Raw genomic sequence first — 19,999 nt, forward strand, 5'->3', positions numbered from 1 at the left:
TCAATGCGACCGGGCATCACGGCGCACCGATCGTCAGTTCGGCGACAAAATCATAGGCGTCGCCACGATAGAGCGAGCGGGTGAACTCGACCGCCCGGCCGGAGCCCAGATAGGAGATGCGTTCGATCGACAGCCCCGCGGCGCCGACGGGGACGCCGAGGAGATGGGCGTCGGCCTCCTTCATGTTTGTCGCGGAAATCCGCTGCACGGCGCGGACCGGGCGGACCTGGCGACGCTCAAGTTCCGCATAGAGCGACGTCGTCACGACGAAGGGATCCGGAAGGAATTCGCCGGAGACGCTGGCGTTTTCAATTGCCAGCGGCTGATCGTCGGCAATGCGCAGACGGCTGAGGCGTGAAACTCTGACATCGGTTGCGAGGCCGAGAATCATCATTTCATCGGGCGAGGGTGTATGAATGCCCTTGTGGAGCCATTCGGAGCGCGAGGTCATGCCGCGACGGGCCATATCCTCGGTAAATGAGGTGAGCTGCGAGAGGCGCTGCTCGACCTTCGACACCGGCTTCGTCACAAAGGTTCCGGAGCCATGGCGACGGACAAGCAGGCCGTCGGCAACAAGCTCATCGATTGCCTTGCGCACTGTCACCCGGCTGACCGTTGCAAATTCGGCGATATCGCGCTCGGGCGGCAGGGCGTCGCCATGGCTGAGCGTGCCCGTGCGAATGGCATCTTCCAGCGTTCGGCGCAATTTGACGTAAAGCGGCCCAGTACCGCCGGCTTGAAGGCGCTCGGGGGAAAGGAGGCTTGCGAAATCGTCGGTCATGCCGCGCCTGTTCCTTCCTCGTGCAAAAACTTCACCGCGAGATCGATGGCGCCCTGCAGGACATCTCCCCTGGGCTCTCGCAGCAGGCTAATGTGACGTTCCGCAAGCCATGGACGGTAGGCTTTCGCCAATCCACCCAACAGGCAAATCGCCTCGCACTCCGGCCAGAGCAGCGCATCAAGGCTCTCGCCGATCGAGGCCGCTGCGTTCCGCACGATCGCCGTCGCAACAGGGTCGCCCTTAGCGGCAGCCTCAAAGACGACAGGCGCATAACGAGCGAAGTCATTGGGGCGGGAGACATGGGCAAATTCCACGACACGCTCGGGATCGTCGCCATACTCGGCCATGACCGTCTGGGTCGCAGGCGAGGAGGGGCGCACGCCGTCATGCGCTAGCAAGGACTGTTCCAACAGGTCACGGCCGAGACGGGCGCCACTTGCCTGATCGCCGACAATGAAGCCCCAGCCGCCGATGCCGTAAAGCTTTCCGTTGCGGCGCGCATTGTAGACAGAGCCGGTGCCGAAGGCGCCGATTACGCCGTCCGAATCGCCCAGTGCGCCTTGGAGCGCGGTGGTCGCATCGGTGACGATACGACGTCTGGCAAAGGGCAGGGAGCGCTCGATCCGTTCGGCATAGTCGCCGACATTTGCGCCGGCGACGCCGATGACGGCTGCTACGCTGGAAACGGCTTCAGGGGGCAGGCCGGCGTCGCTCAACGCGTTCTTGGCCGATGCAATGATGTTGAGCAATGAATTGTCGAGGTCGGACAGGATGTTCGATGGGCCGGCCGTGCCACGACCAAGGACACGTCCTGTCGCATCCGTCACTGCGGCACGGCAGCTGGAACCGCCGCCATCAATGCCGATCGTAAGTTCTGTCATTGAACCACCAAAAATCCGCTCATTCCCTTGTTTTCATTACAATACCAAAAAAATACCATTTACCAAGTGCAAAGCGTGGCAAAAGCTCATCTTTTTATGCCATTGATTTTAAATGATAAAATTTTTAATGCGGCATTTCTGTTGCTTGGATGTTAGAATTGGCTGGACAATTGGTATTTTTTTGGCCTTAATTCAACTCAAAGGGAACAGAGCATCGGGCAGCGATAAACCGGCAGGACAGAGATAAGCCGGGCCACTCGATGAAATGCGGATTCGGCCGTGGCGGCTCTGCCGCCTTCAAGCCGTTCTCGCCATCAGTTTTCCCTTTCATGGCTGTGCCGGATCGGTTTCTTGTTCGGGTACGCTGTCTGGCCGACGGGGCGACCTGTCGTGCCGGTTGAGCTTCGGGCCGGCAGTTGTTGACGGCCCTTAAAGTGGCGTTGCGTGTGACCTCACGCACGCGAACGCTTGTTTCAGGTCAGGAACAGCGCTTCATCGGCGCATAAAACAGGAGAGGGAAATGAAGAACACCGCACTTAAAGGCTTCTTGCTGGCATCCAGCCTGCTGACATCAGTTGGCTTTGCTCATGCCGCCGACGTCACGCTGACGATTGAAAGTTGGCGCAACGACGACCTGCAGATCTGGCAGGAAAAGATCATCCCGGCATTCGAAGCCAAGAACCCGGGCATCAAGCTCGTTTTCTCGCCGACCGCGCCGACCGAATACAACGCCTCGCTGAACGCCAAACTGGATGCCGGTTCCGCTGGTGACATCATCACCTGCCGCCCGTTCGACGCCTCGCTCGAACTCTTCAACAAGAAACAGATCGCCGATCTGACGAGCCTGCCGGGCATCGAGAACTTCTCGGCCGTCGCCAAGGCTGCCTGGACGACAGATGACGGCAAGTCCACCTTCTGCGTGCCGATGGCCTCGGTCATCCATGGTTTCATCTACAACAAGGATGCCTTCGATAAGCTCGGCATCTCCGTTCCTAAGACTGAAGAAGAATTCTTCGCCGCCCTCGACAAGATCAAGGCTGACGGCACCTATATCCCGATGGCCATGGGCACGAAGGATCTCTGGGAAGCCGCGACCATGGGCTACCAGAACATCGGCCCGAACTACTGGAAGGGTGAAGATGGCCGCTTGGCACTCGTTGGCGGCAAGCAGAAGCTGACCGATGCGGAATGGGTCCAGCCTTTCGAGCAACTCGCCAAGTGGAAGCCTTATCTCGGCGACGGTTTCGAAGCCCAGACCTATTCCGATAGCCAGAACCTCTTCACGCTCGGCCGCGCCGCGATCTATCCGGCCGGTTCCTGGGAGATCTCGCTGTTTAACAGTCAGGCCCAGTTCAAGATGGGCGCGTTCCCGCCGCCGGTTCCGAAGGCCGGTGACCAAGGCTATATCTCCGACCATCCGGATATTGGCGTCAGCCTGAACGCCAAGAGCACCCATGCCGAGGAAGCCAAGAAGTTCCTCACCTGGGTCGCTTCGCCGGAATTTGCCGAAATCTACGCCAACGCGCTGCCGGGCTTCTTCAGCCTGAACTCGACGCCGGTGAAGATGAGCGATCCGCTGGCCCAGGAATTCGTCTCCTGGCGTGGCCCGTTCAAGTCGACGATCCGCTCGACCTACCAGATCCTGTCGCGCGGTACGCCGAACCTCGAAAACGAGACCTGGGTCGCTTCTGCAAACGTCATCAACGGCACTGTTACGCCGGCTGATGCCGCCAAGAAGCTGCAGGACGGCCTGAATGGCTGGTTCAAGCCGGGCAAGTGATTGCGATGTGAGGGACGGCATCAGCCGTCCCTCACTCCGGCTCAAAGCCAATTTCGTGTCCGCTTTTCCTCTCCCCGCCTCCTTCGAAACCCGAAGGGACGGGGAGACGAATAGAGGGAAGGGCGTTCTGCCCGCCGTGTCAGATGCGCCGCGCCAGGTGCAGCCAAGAAGAACAGGCAAAAGCCATGAGCGAAGCCCTATCCGCTGTCGATGTCGTTCCAATCAAGCGCCCCGTGCGCTGGCACATCGGCGTCTTTCTTTTCCCGGCATTCCTCGTCTATTCGGCGATCATGATCCTGCCGCTGATCGAAACGCTGCGGCTTTCGTTCTACAACACCGTTGATGGCGTGCCTGCCTTCGTCGGCTTTGCGAACTACAAGGTGTTGTTCGGCGATGCCCGCTGGGCACATGACTTCTGGAACGCGCTAGTCAACAACTTCATCTTCTTCGTCATTCACATGTGCGTGCAGAACCCGATCGGCATCGCGTTGGCGGCGCTGCTGTCGACGCCGCGGCTTCGCTTCGTGGCGTTCTACCGCACGGCCATGTTCCTGCCGACGCTGCTCTCCTTCGTGATTGTCGGCTTCATCTGGAAGCTCATCCTGTCGCCGATCTGGGGCGTCGCTCCGTGGCTGATGAGCCTCGTCGGCATGAAGTCGTTCTTCGCTCCATGGCTCGGACAGTCGGGGCCGGCGCTGGTTGCCGTGTCGCTGATCTCCAACTGGCAATATATCGGTATTCCGATGATGCTGATCTACGCGGCGCTGCTCAGCATCCCGGAAGAGGTGATCGAGGCCGCCGAGTGTGACGGCATCACCGGATGGGCACAGTTCTGGAAGATCAAGCTGCCCCTTATCCTGCCTGCCATCGGCATTATCTCGATCCTGACTTTCGTCGGCAACTTCAATGCCTTCGACCTGATCTACACCGTGCAGGGTGCGCTTGCCGGACCCGATATGTCGACTGATATCTTGGGCACTCTGCTCTATCGCACCTTCTTCGGTTTCCAGCTGCAGCTCGGCGACCGCTCGATGGGCGCCACAATCGCTACAGTCATGTTCCTGATCATTCTCGCCGGCGTGTCGTTCTACCTTTTTGCCATCCAGCGGCGCATGCGCCGGTACCAGTTCTGAGGAGTGCGCCATGTCCAACAGAGCACGCACATCCCCCATCCGCACCGGTCTCGTACACCTGGCGCTCATTGGCTATACGCTGGTTGCCATCTTCCCGGTGTTCCTGACGATCATCAACTCGTTCAAGGACCGCAACGCGATCTTCCGCTCGCCGATGCAGGTGCCGACACCTTCGACCTTCAGCCTTGTCGGTTATCAAACGGTGCTGGGGCAGGGTGACTTCGCGACCTATTTCCAGAACAGCTTCATCGTCACGGTCGTTTCGATCTTCTTCGTGCTGCTGTTCGGCGCGATGGCGGCTTTCGCGCTCTCTGAATACAAATTCAGGGGCAACACGCTAACCGGTCTCTACATGGCGATCGGTATCATGATCCCGATCCGCCTCGGCACGGTCGCCATCCTGCAGGGGATGGTGGCAGCCGGCCTCGTCAACACGCTGACGGCGCTTATCCTCGTCTATACCGCGCAGGGCATTCCGCTTGCGATCTTCATCCTGTCGGAATTCATGCGGACCGTCTCCGATGACCTGAAGAATGCAGGCCGCATCGATGGGCTCTCGGAATATTCGATCTTCTTCCGGCTGGTGCTGCCGCTGGTGCGGCCGGCTATGGCCACGGTCGCCGTCTTCACGATGATCCCGATCTGGAACGATCTCTGGTTCCCGCTGATCCTGGCGCCGGCTGAGGCGACGAAGACCGTCACCCTCGGCTCGCAGATCTTCATCGGGCAGTTCGTGACCAATTGGAACGCAGTGCTTGCGGCACTTTCGCTGGCAATCCTGCCGATCCTCGTTCTCTACGTCATCTTCTCGCGGCAGCTCATCCGCGGTATCACCTCGGGAGCGGTCAAGTGAGTGCGTCCGACAAGCCAATCCGCGTTCTCGTCGCCGGCCTCGGCAATATGGGACGCAGCCATGCGCTGGCCTATCACAACAATCCCGGCTTCGAAATTGTCGGGCTGGTCAACCGGTCCAAACCAAAGCTGCCGGAGGAATTGCAGGGCTACGAGATCTACTCGGATTTCCAGGCAGCGCTTGCCGAGTTGAAGCCGGATCTCTGCGCAGTCTGCACCTATTCCGACACGCATGCTGACTATGCGGTCGCTGCCTTCGAGGCCGGTTGCGACGTCTTTGTCGAGAAGCCGCTTGCGACGACCGTTGCCGATGCGGAGCGTGTCGTGGCGGCGGCGAAGAAGGCCGGGCGAAAGCTGGTGATCGGCTACATCCTTCGCCACCATCCGTCCTGGATGCGACTGATCGAAGAGGCCCGTAAGCTCGGTGGGCCGTATGTCTTCCGCATGAATCTCAATCAGCAGTCCAGTGGTCCGACGTGGGAGACGCACAAATCGCTGATGGAGACGACGTCGCCGATCGTCGATTGCGGCGTGCACTATGTCGATGTCATGTGCCAGATCACCGATGCCAAGCCGGTGGAGGTACGAGGGATGGGGCTGCGGCTCTCCGACGAAATCGCGCCTGACATGTACAACTATGGGCAGCTTCAGGTGCTGTTCGAGGATGGCTCCGTCGGCTGGTACGAGGCCGGCTGGGGGCCGATGATCTCGGAAACGGCATTCTTCGTGAAAGACATCATGTCGCCGAAGGGATCGGTCTCGATCGTCATGGACCCGAAGGCCAGGTCCGACGATATCGACGCTCATACCAAAACCTCGGTTATTCGCCTGCACACTGCGGAAACGGGACCCGACGGCAAGTTCATCCGACCGGACCAGGACATGACGATGGCAGGCGAGCCAGGCCATCAGGAACTCTGCGACCGCGAACAGGCCTTCATGCTGAAAGCCATTCGCGAGGACATCGACCTCAACCGCCACATGGCAGACGCTGTCGCTTCGCTGCGCATCTGCCTCGCCGCCGACGAAAGCGTGCGTACCGGCCAAGCCGTCAAGCTCCAAGAGCCGGTCAAACTGTAAGGAATACGACTAGTGGGATCGCTTCAACTCAAATCTATCCGCAAGAGCTACGGCACGCATGAGGTGCTGAAGGGCATCGACCTGGAGGTCAAGGACGGCGAGTTCGTCATTTTCGTCGGACCTTCGGGCTGCGGCAAGTCAACCCTTTTGCGCAGCATTGCCGGACTGGAGGACGTCACCTCTGGCGCCGTACTCATCAATGGCAAAGAGGAGACGTTGACGCCTCCCGCCAAACGCGGCATCGCGATGGTGTTCCAGTCCTACGCGCTCTATCCCCACCTGACGGTCAAGGACAACATGGGCCTCGGCCTCAAGCAGGCGGGCACGCCAAAGGACGAGATCGACAAGCGGGTGACCAAGGCATCCTCGATGCTGTCGCTCGAACCCTATCTCGCCCGGCGCCCGGCGGAACTCTCCGGTGGTCAGCGTCAGCGCGTCGCCATTGGTCGTGCGATCGTGCGCGAGCCCGCGCTCTTCCTCTTCGATGAGCCGCTGTCGAACCTCGATGCCGCCTTGCGCGTCCAGACGCGTCTCGAGATCGCCCGGCTGCACCGCAGCCTGAAGGCGACCATGATCTACGTCACCCACGACCAGGTCGAGGCGATGACGCTTGCCGACAAGATCGTGGTGCTGAATGCCGGTGCGATCGAGCAGGTGGGCTCGCCGATGGAACTCTACAACCGCCCGGCAAATACCTTTGTTGCGGGCTTCATCGGCTCGCCGATGATGAACTTCATTCCGGGCGACAAGGTCGCCGATGGCGGTGCAAAGACCGTTGGCGTCCGCCCGGAGCATTTGACCCTTTCGCGCGAGCAGGGCACTTGGCGGGCGAAGGTTGTGCACGTCGAGCATCTCGGCGCGGACACGATCATCTATCTTGAATCCGAGCAGTGCGGTCTTATCACCGCGCGGCTCTTCGGCGAGCACAGGTACGAGCCCGACGAGATCGTCTATGCGACGCCGGACACGAGCCACATGCATCGCTTCGATGCGAACGACAAGGCGATCCGCTAAGTCTGCCACAAACCAAAAGCCCCGCCATCGAGCGGGGCTTTCCATTTCTACCGATCAGCCAAGAACGGGGCGCATGAAACTGCGCTCGTAGCTGATGATGCTGCGGTTCCGCTTGTCGAGATCGAACGCGGCCTGGCATTCCGGGTCGCTTGCCATGCGCGTGCGATAGTCTTCGTAGGCCGCGAGGTTCGGGAACGAAAAGAGTGCGACGGCAATGTTGTTGGCGCCCTCGGACGGCAGGAAATAGCCGTGATGGGTGCCACCCATTCGATTGACGATCGGGATCCAGAGCCGCGCATATTCCTCGAATTCGCCGATCTTGTATGGGTCGATCGTATAACGCAGGTAGCAGGTAATCATTGAAACATCCTGTTTGGGGAGGCGTGCCGGCGTCGTCTTGGCGGGGAGATGACGCTCACTTTGCAGAACGAAAGCGTTTCAGCTGTCGTTCATGCAATTTCCGGCGCTGTAAAATACAGCGCCGGAAATCCGGAAACGCGCGTGGCAAAACCGCAAAAGTGGACGCGGAGTGCCCGATCAGTCGTGGATGACGAGCAGATCAGCCGCCATGAAGCGAAGCGTCACTGTTTCGCCGGCTGCCGGAGGGGCAACGCCTGGGCTATTGAACATGTCGAAGGAAATGACATTGCCGCCGACGTTCATGCGCGTGCGGATGACCGAGCCGAGGAAGTGGGCGGACACGACTTGGCCGGTCAGCTTGGTATCGCTCGGCGTTCCCTCGGCCAGTGAGCCGGCTTCCGGACGGAGCGCCAGCGATACGGTATCACCGGCGTTGAAGGCGGCGACCGACTGCTTCAAGGTCACGCCCTGATCGCCGATCTGGATCCGGTTGGCGGCCGGATCAACGACTTTCGCTTCGATCATGTTGAGCGTTCCGACGAAGGAAGCGACGAAGCGCGTCGCCGGCGTGTTGTAGATCTCGAACGGCGTGCCGATCTGGTCGGCGCGGCCGGCGTTCATGACGACGATGCGGTCGGAGATCGAGAGAGCTTCTTCCTGATCGTGTGTCACGAAGACGGTGGTGATGCCGAGCTTCTGCTGGATGGCGCGGATTTCCTCGCGAAGCGATACGCGGATTTTGGCGTCGAGAGCAGACAGTGGTTCGTCAAGCAACAGGACCTGCGGACGCACGGCAAGCGCGCGGGCAAGCGCAACACGCTGCTGCTGGCCACCGGAGAGCTGATAGGGGTAGCGGTCGGCAAGATGGTCGAGCTTGATCAGCCCGAGCATTTCCTTGACGCGGGCATCAATCTCGGCGGGTTGCGTGCCGGCGACTTTCAGGCCGAAGGCGACATTGTCGTGAACGGTCATGTTGGGAAACAGCGCATAAGCCTGGAAGACCATGCCGATATTGCGCTTGTTGGGCTTCAGATTGTTCTGCTCCTTGCCGCCGATCGCGATGCGGCCGCCCGAAGGCGTTTCAAAGCCCGCGATCATGCGCAGAACGGTCGTCTTGCCGCAGCCCGATGGGCCAAGGAAGGAGATAAATTCACCCTTCTCGATCTGCATGTTGAAGTCATGCACGACCTGCGTGTTGCCGAAGGATTTCTTGAGGTTTGCGAGTTCGAGAAAAGCCATGAAAACCAGATACCTTACGACTTAGCCGGGGCGGCTTTGTGGAAGCGGGAGACGAGTTGCAGCAGGCCCATGCTGAGCCAGGTGATCGAGAAGGCGATGACAGCCAAGGCCGACGGCTCGTAGGCGCGGTTGGCGCCGACCAGCTGGAGGTATGGCCCGAAGGCCGGACGATTGAGGAGCGCGGCCATGGTGAATTCGCCCATGACGATTGCAAGTGTGATGAAGGCGCCCGAGAGCACGCCGCTCATGACGTTCGGGAAAATGCACTTGAACATGATCGTCGTCCAACTTGCGCCGAGGCTTTCCGCGGCCTCGGTGAGCGTACGGACGTCGATTGCGCGCATGGCGGTGTCGACGGCGCGGTACATGTAGGGCAACGACAGCGTCATGTAGGACAGGACGAGCAGGATATTCGTACCCGAGGTCGAGCCGGTGAGCGGGAGGATCGACGACGAATTATACATTCTGAGGTAACCGAACACGATCACGATTGCCGGGATAACCAGCGGCAGCAGCGTGATGAACTCGACGATAGGACGGATCTGCGGCAAGCGCAGCCGCACCCAATAGGCCGTCGGAACCACGAGCAGCATGCCGAAAACGATCGTCAGCAACGCCATCAGCATCGAATAGCCGAAGGTCTCGCGAAATTGCGCATCGGAGAAAACCGAAGCGTAGGCGTCGAAACTGTACGTGCCGCGGCGCATACGCAGCGAGAATTCAACGGTGGCGATGAGCGGCAGGACAAAGTAGATCGCGCCGATCGCAATGGCGATCCAAGCTCCAAGGCGTGATGTCTTCATTTTTGCCACCGTTCGGCGCGCATGCGCAGCAGGATATAGAGGAGGTTGGACAGACCGGTGATGACGATCATGCCAAGCGCAAGGGCGTAGCCGAGGTTGGCATTGTGAAGCACGTCACCGCGGATCTGCGCATAGAGCAATATCGGCACGATGTTGAGCGAGCTACCGGTCAAGGCATACGCGGTGGCGATCGCACCGAAGGCGTTTGCGAAGAGAAGCAGTGTCGTGCCCATCAGGCTCGGCCAGAGGATCGGGAAGGCGACCATGCGCCAGTACTGGCCATTGGTCGCGCCGAGGATCAATGCTGCTTCCTTCCATTCCTTCTTCATGCCGTCGAGCGCCGGCGTCAGGATCAGCACCATCAGCGGGATCTGGAAGTACATATAGGTGATGGTGAGACCGAAGAAGCTCAGCAGGTTAAAGCCGGTGGAATAGAGATTGAAGCCAAACCAGTCACGCATCAAAACGGTTACGAGACCGGTGCGTCCGAGCGTGGCGAGGAAGGCGAAGGCGAGGGGCACGCCCGCGAAATTGGAGGCAACACCGGAGAAGGTCAGGAGGCCTGAGCGAACCCAGTTCGGTAGGCCGCCGAGCACGACTGCCCAGGCGAGAAAGAAGCCAATCACCGCGCCACCGAGGGCCGATGCCACCGACACCTTGATACTGATCCAGTAGGCACTGAGGATCGACGGCGTGAACAGGTCGGCAATGTTCCGGAGGGTCAGGTCGCCTTCGGGCGTAAGGAAAGCGCCCGCTACCAGATAAACCGTCGGGATGATCAAGAACATCAGCGCGAAGATCATGAATGGCGCGATGCCGAGCCAGTCGATCACTCTGTCACGGTTTATCAGGGGCGTGGTGCTGACGACGGCGGTTGAAACACTGCTCATAGACGGACGGCCTTATCGGGCAACTGACTGGACGCCTCTCCGCCTCGCGGCGGAGAGGCAGTTTCAAACATTACTTGACGTTGGCGCCGACCACGGAATCCCAGTTCTTGGTGATGGTTTCCTTGGCCGCTTTCTGCTGCTCGAGCGTCGGGAAGATTGCCTTCTCATACGCGGCGGCCGGCGGGAGCTTGTCAAGAAGGTCCTTCGGGATCTTGTTGTTCTTTGCCAGATCGTTGAAGCGGATCGGATGGCAATAGCCCTTCAGCCAGCCAAGCTGACCTTCGTCGGAGTAGAGGTATTCCATCCAGAGCTTTGCTGCGTTCGGATGCGGAGCAAAGGCCGAGATCGCCTGGACGTAAACGCCTGCAACAACGCCGGTCTTCGGAACGACGACTTCAAACGGAGGATTGCCCTTCAGGCTTTGACCCCAGGAAAGGGCATTGTAGTCCCAGGCGACGATGATCGGCGTCGAGCCCTGAGCAAACGGTGCGGCCTTGCCGACGACCGGAACGAAGTTCCCGCTCTTGTTGAGTTCGGCAAAGAACTTCAGGCCTTCCTCGCCGGCCTTTGCAGCATCGCCACCTGCCGCCGAAAGACCGGAAGCGAATACGCCCTGAACGGCCTGGTTTGCAGTGCGCGGATCGCCAGCAAGAGCAACAGTGTTGGCGTAGTCGCTCTTCTTCAGGTCAGCCCAGTCAGCCGGAGATTCCTTGACGAGGTCCTTGTTCACGAGGAAGGAGAGAACGCCGTAGTAGTCGCCGTACCAAAAGCCGTCAGCATCCTTGGCGCTGTCGGGAATGGAGTCCCAAGTGGAAACCTTGTACGGCTGGATCAGGCCGTCGGCCTTGGCCGACGGACCGAAGGAGAGGCCGACGTCGACAACGTCAGGAGCCTGCGGGCCGGTGTTGCCTTTGTTGGCCTTGATTGCTTCGATTTCATCGCCCGAGCCTGCGTCCGGGTTCAGCTCGTTGACCTCGAGGCCGTACTTGGCCTTGAAGCCGGCAATGACGTCGCCGTAGCCGCACCAGTCGTGCGGAAGCGCGATCGTCGTCAGCGTGCCTTCCTTCTTGGCGGCAGCGATGAGTTCAGCGCTTGGTTCAGCAGCTGCGATTGCAGTAGAAGCAACGACAATCGCAGTAGAAAGCGAGAGCATTTTTGAAATATTAGAGATCACTGTTGTTCTCCTTCGGGTTTCAGTGTCCGACGATGCTGTTACTGACGTAACGTGAAGCTTTCGTGACAGTTTGATGACCTTCTTTTTTCTTTGTATAGCAGGCAGTTGGCGGCGATGCTTCGTTTACGACACGATGTTCGCTCAAATGCTTCACGTCATCTGTCTGTCTTATTTTCCCTCCTAACTAAGTTTGCGGAAGAGCCTGGTTTGCTCGAACAGACCCTCCAGGGTCTTCATGCGTTCCTTCGTCTCATCCCAGGTCGAGCTTTGAACGGCCTCGATCAGCGCCTCGACGATGAAGAGAGTGACGACGGAAGAGTCCCATGCCGATGGCGCCTCGATCTGCACACGAAACGTGTGACGCGCGAGCTTGGCGGCTGGCGACCCCCATTGATCTGTGAAGACGACGATCTCGGCTCCGCTCTTGCGGGCGGCCGTCGCGAGACTGACCATTTCCTGCTCGTAGCGACGGATATCGAAGATAACCAGGAGGTCGCCGGGATTCATGTTGAGTACGTATTGCGGCCAGCTGCTGGAGTTGGAAGACAGCAGCGCGGTGTTCGGCCGAATGACCTGCATATGGGTAAAGAAGTACTCGGCCAGCGCGCCGGTGATGCGTCCGCCGACAAAGTAGAGGCTGCGCTTGCGATCGGACAACAACGAGGCAACATTGTCGAAGGTTGCGGTATCGAGCGCGCTCAGTGTCTGGCGCAGGTTGCCCATGATGGCGTCGGCGAAACGGTTGAGAATATGTGTGCCCGGCGCGTTGGAGGCCCAGCGGTCATGTTTGGTGATCGGGTTTGAGATCGTCGCTTCGACTTCCTGGTGCAAGTGCGCCTGAAAATCGGGATAGCCCTTGAAACCGAGCTTTTGAACCATGCGCACGACTGTCGGTGTCGACACACCGGCGTTCTCCGCAATCGTCGTGATGCTCCCCAGTCCGGAGACGGGGTAGTTGTCCAATAGGCTCTCTGCCAATTGCTTTTCGGCCCGCGTGAGCGTGCCGAAATGCGAATGGATTACGTCCGAAACTGTCTTCGACGCAGCGGTCACGCTAACTTGCTCCCCGGGATTGGTCTTGTGCCACTTTCCCACTGAAAGTTAACAACGCTGTCACAATCCATGTCAACTGCTGTCATGAAAAGAAATTTTCAGGGCGCGCTTGACAGTCGTCGGAACCTGAAGAATTCTTTTCTTATACATTTTTTATTAATGATCGGGATGCGGCTGTGGTGCCTGCTCAGTTCAAGGTCCTAAGCGAAGCGGAAGGCGAGTGCGTTGCGGTCGAACGGCCGAACGGCAGGAGCTCGTTACTGGTGATCTGCGAACATGCGTCCCGGTTGCTTCCTGAGCGGTACGGGACACTCGGTCTGTCAGCCGAGGCGTTGGAAAGCCACATCGCATGGGATCCGGGCGCGTTGGCCGTTGCACGCGGGATTTCCAGAGCCCTCGATGCCACTCTCATCCACCAGCGATTTTCGCGATTGATCTACGATTGCAACAGGCCGCCGGAGTCAGCTGGCGCCATGCCCGAGAAGAGCGAAATCTACGAAATACCGGGCAACGCCCACCTCAATGCGGAAGAACGCCTCGCGCGAACCGAAGCGTTGTATATTCCTTTCCACGACGGCATTCGCGCACTGATTCGCGATCGCAAGGCGAGGGGGCAGGAGACGGTGATCGCGACGATCCATAGCTTCACTCCGGTGTACCACGGCAAGATGCGGGCCGTGGAAATTGGTATATTGCATGACGAAGACAGCCGTTTCGCCGACAGCGTTTTGAACGTGGCGTTGACCGGCTCGCCTCTCTACAAAATCGAACGCAACGAGCCCTATGGCCCTGCGGATGGCGTGACGCACACGCTGGTTCTGCACGGGCTTTCGAACGGGCTGCGCAATGTAATGATCGAGGTCCGCAACGACCTCATCTCAGATCAAGACGGTCAAGGGGTCATGGCCGACTATCTGACAGGGCTTCTCCGGCAAAGCCTGGACGCCTGAAAACAAAGAAAAAGACCCCAGGGAGCAGTCTAACTGCGATCGCCCGTAGGCGAAAACGTCACGGGCACTTTGGCACTGGATGATCATCCGCAATTCCGCGGCTGATCGCTAAACAGGGGGAAGTCATGTCCGACTACACGGATCACGACAAGAAGCAGGATATGCATATCCTGCATTCCATGGGCTATGCCCAGGAGCTGGAACGGCGGATGAGCTCGTTCTCGAACTTTGCCGTCTCGTTTTCCATCATTTGCATTCTTTCCGGCGGTATCAACTCGCTGGCGCAAGCCACGGCGGGTGCCGGCGGTGCGGCCATCGGTATCGGCTGGCCGGTCGGTTGCTTCGTCTCGCTGGTCTTCGCCGTGGCCATGGCGCAAATCAGCTCGGCCTATCCGACCGCGGGCGGCCTCTACCACTGGGGTTCAATCCTCGGCAACCGCTTCACCGGCTGGCTCACCGCATGGTTCAACCTGCTCGGTCTCGTCACGGTTCTCGGCGCGATCAACGTCGGTACCTATTACTTCTTCATGGGCTCCTTCGGGACGAGCTACTTCGGTCTGACGGATACGACGACAGTTCGCATCCTCTTCCTGGTTGTCATTACCGGCGCTCAGGCGCTGGTAAACCACATGGGGATCGGACTGACTGCGAAGCTCACAGACTTTTCGGGCTATCTGATCTTCGCAACGGCAATCGCTCTTGCCGCAGTCTGCTTGCTCGCTGCTCCGTCCTACGATTTGGCCCGCCTTTTCACCTTCGCCAACTATTCAGGCGAAGCGGGCGGCAACGTCTGGCCGTCGACTTCGGGCACTTGGGTATTCCTGCTCGGCCTTTTGCTGCCGATCTACACGATCACCGGCTACGACGCTTCGGCGCACACGTCGGAAGAAACAGTCAAGGCCGCTCATTCCGTTCCGCGCGGTATGGTCTCTTCCGTTTTGTGGTCTGCGCTCTTCGGCTACATCATGCTTTGCGCCTTCGTGCTGATGCTGCCGAACATGGACGATGCGGCAAAGCAGGGCTGGAACGTGTTCTTCTGGGCAATGGACAGTCAGGTAAACCCCGTCGTCAAGGATCTGCTCTACCTTGCCATCTTCGTCAGCCAGTGGCTGTGCGGTCTGGCAACGGTCACGTCGGTTTCGCGCATGATCTTCGCCTTCTCGCGTGACGGCGGTCTGCCGGCCTCAAAGGCGCTGTCGAAGGTCAGCCCGAAGCATCGCACGCCGGTCGCGGCCATCTGGACGGGATCGATCCTGTCGGTACTGTTCGTTTGGTTCACCTCACTCGACTTCATGAAGATCGGTGAGACGCCGGTTTACACGATCGTTGTCTCGTGCACGGTCATTTTCCTCTTCTTCTCCTTCGCGATCCCGATCACGCTCGGCCTCGTCGCTTGGGGCACATCGAAGTGGGACAAGATGGGTCCGTGGAACCTCGGTGAAGGCATGTTCAAGCTGTTTGCAGTCTTGTCGATCATCGCGATGGTCCTGATCTTCGTCATAGGCATCCAGCCGCCGAACGGCGCTGCGCTTTACGTTACCGTCGGTTTCCTCTTGCTGACTGCGATCGTATGGTTCGGCTTCGAAAGCCGCCGCTTCAAGGGGCCGCCGATTGGCGACGAAGTCGCGCGCCGTCAGGCCGAGATTGCGGCTGCCGAAAAGGCCGTCGGCGAGGCCTGAGGTTTCGACTTCCCTCTATAGCCGCGGGGCCGCTCTGGCGGCCCCGTATCCCGGCTCAACGAAAACGCATGAGATACGGCGCGTCCGTTCGCGGCATGCTCTTTCGTTGCCCCGATTTTTCAGTTCAAGGTTCAGGCGGATTCAATATGAGCATCTATACTCTCGACGATCTCAAGCAGGATGTTGCCGACGGGCGCATCGACACGGTTCTGGCATGCCAGGTGGATATGCAGGGCCGCTTGATGGGCAAGCGTTTCCAGGCCGAGTACTTCCTCGAGAGCGCATGGAAGGAAACCCATAGCTGCAACTATCTAGTCGCTACCGACATGGAGATGGAAACAGTATCCGGCTACAAGGCGACGAGTTGGGAGAAGGGCTACGGCGACTATACGATGAAGCCGGATCTCTCAACGCTGCGCCGTATTCCGTGGCTCGAAGGCACGGCGCTCGTGCTTTGCGATCTGCTCGACCACCACACGCACGAAGAGGTGCCGCATTCGCCGCGCGCCATCCTGAAGAAGCAGGTCAAGCGCCTCGAAGACATGGGCATGAAGGCTTTCATGGCCTCCGAGCTCGAATTCTTCCTCTTCGACCAGACCTACGAGTCGGCGCATGCCTCAGGCTATCGCAACCTGAAGCTCGCCAGCGCCTATAACGAGGACTACCACATCTTCCAGACGACCAAGGAAGAAGAGGTCATGCGGGCAATCCGCACCGGGCTTCAGGGAGCCGGCATTCCTGTCGAGAATTCGAAAGGCGAAGCATCCGCCGGTCAGGAAGAGATCAACGTCCGCTATGCCGACGCGCTAACGATGGCCGACCGCCATGCGATCATCAAGAATGGCTGTAAGGAGATTGCCTGGTCAAAGGGCAGAGCAATCACCTTCCTTGCCAAATGGCACTACAACGCCGCGGGCAGCTCGTCGCACATTCACCAGTCTCTCTGGAGCGCGGACGGCAAGACGCCGCTCTTTGCCGACGAGAAGGGCAAATACGGCATGTCGCCGTTGATGGAAAATTACATTGCCGGCCTTCTCGCCCACGCCAGTGAGATCACCTATTTCCTCGCGCCCTACATCAACTCCTACAAGCGCTTCATGGCCGGTACATTCGCGCCGACAAAGGCGATCTGGAGCAAGGACAATCGCACCGCCGGTTACCGTCTTTGCGGCGACGAGACTAAGGCGATCCGCATCGAGTGCCGCGTCGGCGGCTCGGACCTCAATCCCTATCTCGCCTTCGCGGCACTGCTTGCCGCGGGCATCGATGGCATCGAGAACAAGATGGAACTCGAGGCGCCGTTTGTCGGTGACGCCTACGGCGCTCGCCGCGTCCGCGAGATCCCGCGCACGCTGCGCGCGGCAACGGTTGCCATGACGAAATCGAAGATGCTGCGCAGTGCCTTCGGCGATGACGTCATCGACCACTATACCCGTGCTGCCGAGTGGGAGCAGGAAGAGTACGATCGTCGCATCACCGACTGGGAAGTGGCGCGCGGTTTCGAAAGAGCATAATAGGCGTAGCCAAGGCCGGATGGCGTCCCGTCACACGATTTCCATCTGAGGAGATTGTTTGGGGTGTCCGCCGGTTTCGGCACGCGAAAACATAGGATGAAGATCATGGGAATGATCCAATGCATTTCACCGGTCGACGGATCGGTTTACGCCGAGCGTCCGGCGCTTTCGCTGGAAGCCGCGAAGGAGGCGGTGGCGCGTGCGCGCAAAGCGCAGAAGGCCTGGGCGAAGCGACCGCTGGAAGATCGTGTTCAGCTTGTGCTGAAGGGCGTTGCACGGCTCAATGAAATGTCCGACGTCGTCGTACCCGAGCTTGCCTGGCAGATGGGTCGCCCGATCCGCTATGGCGGCGAGTACAAGGGCTTTAACGAGCGTTCCAACTATGTCGCATCGATCGCTGCCGACGCGTTGGCGCCGCTGGTCGTCGAAGAGAGCGACAAGTTCGAGCGCCGCATCGAGCGCGATGCGCATGGCGTCGTGTTCGTCGTGGCGCCGTGGAATTATCCATACATGACGGCGATCAACACGATCGCGCCAGCGCTGATGGCGGGCAATACGGTTGTGCTGAAGCATGCGTCGCAGACGCTGCTGGTCGGCGAGCGGCTGGTGCAGGCCTTCGTCGAGGCTGGCGTTCCTGATGATGTCTTCCAGAACGTGTTCCTCGATCACGAGACGACGTCGTCGCTGATTGCCGCTGGTAGCTTCAACTTCGTCAACTTCACCGGTTCGGTCGAAGGCGGTCGCTCGATGGAGCGGGCGGCGGCCGGCACGTTTACCGGTCTTGGTCTCGAGCTTGGCGGCAAGGATCCGGGCTACGTCATGGAGGACGCCGACCTCGACGCTGCCGTCGATACGCTGATGGACGGTGCGACCTATAATTCCGGGCAGTGCTGCTGCGGTATCGAGCGCATCTATGTGCATGAATCGCTCTATGACGGCTTCGTCGAGAAGTCGGTCGCATGGGTCTCGAACTACAAGCTCGGAAATCCGCTTGATCGGGAAACGTCGCTCGGCCCGATGGCCAACAAGCGTTTCGCCAAGGTCGTGCGCGAGCAGATCGCCGATGCGGTCTCCAAGGGTGCCAAGGCGCTGGTCGATCCGAAGCTGTTTCCCCAGGACGATGGCGGCGCCTATCTCGCCCCGCAAGTCCTCGTCAACGTCGACCACTCGATGGCATTCATGCGGGAAGAAACCTTCGGCCCTGCCGTCGGCATCATGAAGGTGAAGAGCGACGACGAAGCGATCGCCCTGATGAACGACAGCCAGTATGGCCTGACGGCTTCGCTTTGGACGAAGGATCCCGAGCGGGCAGGGCGGCTTGGTCGCGAGATCGAAACCGGCACTGTGTTCATGAACCGCGCAGACTATCTCGATCCGGCGCTGTGTTGGACCGGCGTCAAGGAAACCGGCCGTGGCGGCTCACTGTCGATCATCGGCTTCCACAATCTGACACGTCCGAAATCCTATCATCTGAAGAAAGTCACAGCATGAGCAGCAACATCACAGCTAACTGGAGCTATCCGACAGCCTTCAAGCTCGGCCGGGGGCGCATCAAGGAACTGGCGGACGCTTGCAAGAGCCTCGGTATGAAGAAGCCGTTGCTGATCACCGATCGCGGCCTGGCGTCGATGGCGATCACCAAGACGGCGCTCGACATTCTCGAAGACGCCGGTCTAGGCCGCGCGATCTTCGCCGACGTTGATCCGAACCCGAACGACAAGAACCTCGAGGCCGGCGTCAAGGCTTTCAAGAATGGGGGCCATGATGGTGTGGTTGCCTTCGGCGGCGGTTCTGGCCTCGATCTCGGCAAATGCGTAGCATTCATGGCCGGCCAGACGCGGCCCGTCTGGGACTTCGAGGATATCGGTGACTGGTGGACGCGCGCCAGCGTCGAGGGCATCGCGCCGATCGTGGCGGTGCCGACGACGGCGGGCACCGGCTCGGAAGTCGGTCGCGCCAGCGTCATCACCAATTCCGAAACGCATGTGAAGAAGATTATCTTCCACCCGAAGTTCCTGCCGGGCGTCGTTATTGCCGATCCCGAACTGACGGTCGGCATGCCGAAGATCATCACCGCCGGTACCGGTATGGATGCTTTCGCGCACTGCCTGGAAGCCTATTCCTCGCCCTTCTATCATCCGATGTCAGCAGGCATCGCGCTGGAAGGCATGCGCCTCGTCAAGGAATTCCTGCCGCGCGCCTACAAAGAAGGCACCGATCTCGAAGCCCGCGCCAACATGATGTCGGCTGCCGCCATGGGCGCGGTCGCCTTCCAGAAGGGCCTCGGCGCCATCCACGCGCTGTCGCACCCGATCGGCGCCGTTTACAACACCCACCATGGCATGACGAATGCTGTGGTGATGCCGGCTGTGCTGCGCTTTAACCGCTTGGCGATCGAGGAGAAGATCGCGCGTGCAGCGGCCTATCTCGGCATCACCGGAGGCTTCGACGGCTTTTATAGCTACGTGCTGCAGCTCCGCTCCGAACTCGGCGTTCCCGACAGCCTGTCCGCGATGGGAATCAAGCCGGATCGAATCGATGAACTTTCGGCAATGGCGATCGAAGATCCAAGCGCCGGCGGTAATCCGGTCAAGATGACGCTCGAAAATACCAAGGCGCTCTTTAAGGATTGCTTCTGAGCTTAGAGAAGATGGCGGACCTGAAGTGGCCCGGAAAGCCTTGCTTTCCGGGATTTTTTTGTCCTAACGCGTGGCCATTCGCGCGAGTGCAAGAAATGCCGGCCGCAATTTCAGGTGTTGCGTTTAGAAGTTATTAACCATGATTGGAAAGGATGCGTTAACCGCACAATGCTTCCG

Annotated in this window: 18 protein-coding genes; 10 read left to right on the top strand and 8 right to left on the bottom strand. The window is 59.5% G+C overall.

Annotation, left to right across the window (positions count from 1 at the left end; translation table 11 throughout):
- Positions 1-16 precede the first annotated feature (16 nt).
- Positions 17-781 carry a GntR family transcriptional regulator gene (locus ATY80_RS07985; protein WP_007802416.1) on the bottom strand — a complete coding sequence of 255 codons (765 nt, stop codon included), beginning with the start codon at positions 779-781 and terminating at the stop codon, positions 17-19.
- Positions 778-1,662, bottom strand: a complete 885-nt coding sequence (locus ATY80_RS07990; RefSeq protein ID WP_088691911.1) for an N-acetylglucosamine kinase — start codon at positions 1,660-1,662, stop codon at positions 778-780. The genes ATY80_RS07985 and ATY80_RS07990 overlap by 4 nt, the downstream gene beginning before the upstream one ends.
- Before the next feature lie 520 nt (positions 1,663-2,182).
- On the opposite strand from ATY80_RS07990, the gene ATY80_RS07995 reads away from it, so the two are divergent.
- From ATY80_RS07995 to ATY80_RS08015, 5 genes are all read left to right on the top strand, one after another.
- Positions 2,183-3,442 carry an ABC transporter substrate-binding protein gene (locus ATY80_RS07995; protein ID WP_088691912.1) on the top strand — a complete coding sequence of 420 codons (1,260 nt, stop codon included), beginning with the start codon at positions 2,183-2,185 and terminating at the stop codon, positions 3,440-3,442.
- Positions 3,443-3,627: 185 nt separating this feature from the next.
- Positions 3,628-4,575, top strand: coding sequence for a sugar ABC transporter permease (locus ATY80_RS08000; RefSeq protein WP_088691913.1), 948 nt, complete (start codon positions 3,628-3,630; stop codon positions 4,573-4,575).
- Positions 4,576-4,585: 10 nt separating this feature from the next.
- Positions 4,586-5,428: a carbohydrate ABC transporter permease gene (locus tag ATY80_RS08005; RefSeq protein WP_088691914.1), complete on the top strand. Its 843-nt coding sequence runs from the start codon at positions 4,586-4,588 to the stop codon at positions 5,426-5,428.
- Positions 5,425-6,507 (top strand): Gfo/Idh/MocA family oxidoreductase, encoded by a 1,083-nt coding sequence (locus ATY80_RS08010; protein WP_088691915.1) that lies wholly within the window; start codon positions 5,425-5,427, stop codon positions 6,505-6,507. Before ATY80_RS08005 ends, ATY80_RS08010 begins: the two co-directional genes overlap by 4 nt.
- Positions 6,508-6,519: 12 nt before the next feature.
- Positions 6,520-7,521, top strand: coding sequence for an ATP-binding cassette domain-containing protein (locus tag ATY80_RS08015; protein WP_088691916.1), 1,002 nt, complete (start codon positions 6,520-6,522; stop codon positions 7,519-7,521).
- Positions 7,522-7,575: 54 nt separating this feature from the next.
- Here ATY80_RS08015 and ATY80_RS08020 read toward each other — a convergent pair whose 3' ends face one another.
- The 6 genes from ATY80_RS08020 to ATY80_RS08045 form a co-directional block, all read right to left on the bottom strand.
- Positions 7,576-7,881, bottom strand: coding sequence for an NIPSNAP family protein (locus ATY80_RS08020; RefSeq protein WP_088691917.1), 306 nt, complete (start codon positions 7,879-7,881; stop codon positions 7,576-7,578).
- A gap of 177 nt (positions 7,882-8,058) precedes the next feature.
- Positions 8,059-9,120, bottom strand: coding sequence for an ABC transporter ATP-binding protein (locus ATY80_RS08025; RefSeq protein ID WP_088691918.1), 1,062 nt, complete (start codon positions 9,118-9,120; stop codon positions 8,059-8,061).
- Between the two features lie 14 nt (positions 9,121-9,134).
- Positions 9,135-9,923, bottom strand: a complete 789-nt coding sequence (locus tag ATY80_RS08030) for an ABC transporter permease (RefSeq protein WP_088691919.1) — start codon at positions 9,921-9,923, stop codon at positions 9,135-9,137.
- On the bottom strand, positions 9,920-10,813 hold the full coding sequence (locus ATY80_RS08035; RefSeq protein WP_088691920.1) for an ABC transporter permease subunit: 894 nt from the start codon (positions 10,811-10,813) through the stop codon (positions 9,920-9,922). The genes ATY80_RS08030 and ATY80_RS08035 overlap by 4 nt, the downstream gene beginning before the upstream one ends.
- Before the next feature lie 70 nt (positions 10,814-10,883).
- Positions 10,884-11,987 carry an ABC transporter substrate-binding protein gene (locus ATY80_RS08040; RefSeq protein ID WP_088691921.1) on the bottom strand — a complete coding sequence of 368 codons (1,104 nt, stop codon included), beginning with the start codon at positions 11,985-11,987 and terminating at the stop codon, positions 10,884-10,886.
- 180 nt (positions 11,988-12,167) lie between these two features.
- Positions 12,168-13,040: a MurR/RpiR family transcriptional regulator gene (locus ATY80_RS08045; RefSeq protein WP_088691922.1), complete on the bottom strand. Its 873-nt coding sequence runs from the start codon at positions 13,038-13,040 to the stop codon at positions 12,168-12,170.
- A gap of 176 nt (positions 13,041-13,216) precedes the next feature.
- Here ATY80_RS08045 and ATY80_RS08050 point away from each other — a divergent pair, with 176 nt between their 5' ends.
- The 5 genes from ATY80_RS08050 (at position 13,217) to ATY80_RS08070 (ending at position 19,822) form a co-directional block, all read left to right on the top strand.
- Positions 13,217-13,990: an N-formylglutamate amidohydrolase gene (locus tag ATY80_RS08050; RefSeq protein ID WP_088691923.1), complete on the top strand. Its 774-nt coding sequence runs from the start codon at positions 13,217-13,219 to the stop codon at positions 13,988-13,990.
- 125 nt (positions 13,991-14,115) lie between these two features.
- Entirely contained in the window at positions 14,116-15,669 is a 1,554-nt protein-coding gene (locus ATY80_RS08055; RefSeq protein ID WP_088691924.1) for an amino acid permease, read from the top strand.
- A gap of 146 nt (positions 15,670-15,815) precedes the next feature.
- Positions 15,816-17,183 carry a glutamine synthetase family protein gene (locus ATY80_RS08060; RefSeq protein ID WP_088692054.1) on the top strand — a complete coding sequence of 456 codons (1,368 nt, stop codon included), beginning with the start codon at positions 15,816-15,818 and terminating at the stop codon, positions 17,181-17,183.
- Positions 17,184-17,288: 105 nt separating this feature from the next.
- Positions 17,289-18,674, top strand: a complete 1,386-nt coding sequence (locus ATY80_RS08065) for an aldehyde dehydrogenase family protein (protein ID WP_088692055.1) — start codon at positions 17,289-17,291, stop codon at positions 18,672-18,674.
- On the top strand, positions 18,671-19,822 hold the full coding sequence (locus tag ATY80_RS08070) for an iron-containing alcohol dehydrogenase (protein WP_088691925.1): 1,152 nt from the start codon (positions 18,671-18,673) through the stop codon (positions 19,820-19,822). Before ATY80_RS08065 ends, ATY80_RS08070 begins: the two co-directional genes overlap by 4 nt.
- Positions 19,823-19,999: the final 177 nt, after the last annotated feature.

This window comes from Rhizobium sp. R711 (assembly GCF_002211365.1).
Taxonomy (GTDB): Bacteria; Pseudomonadota; Alphaproteobacteria; order Rhizobiales; family Rhizobiaceae; genus Rhizobium.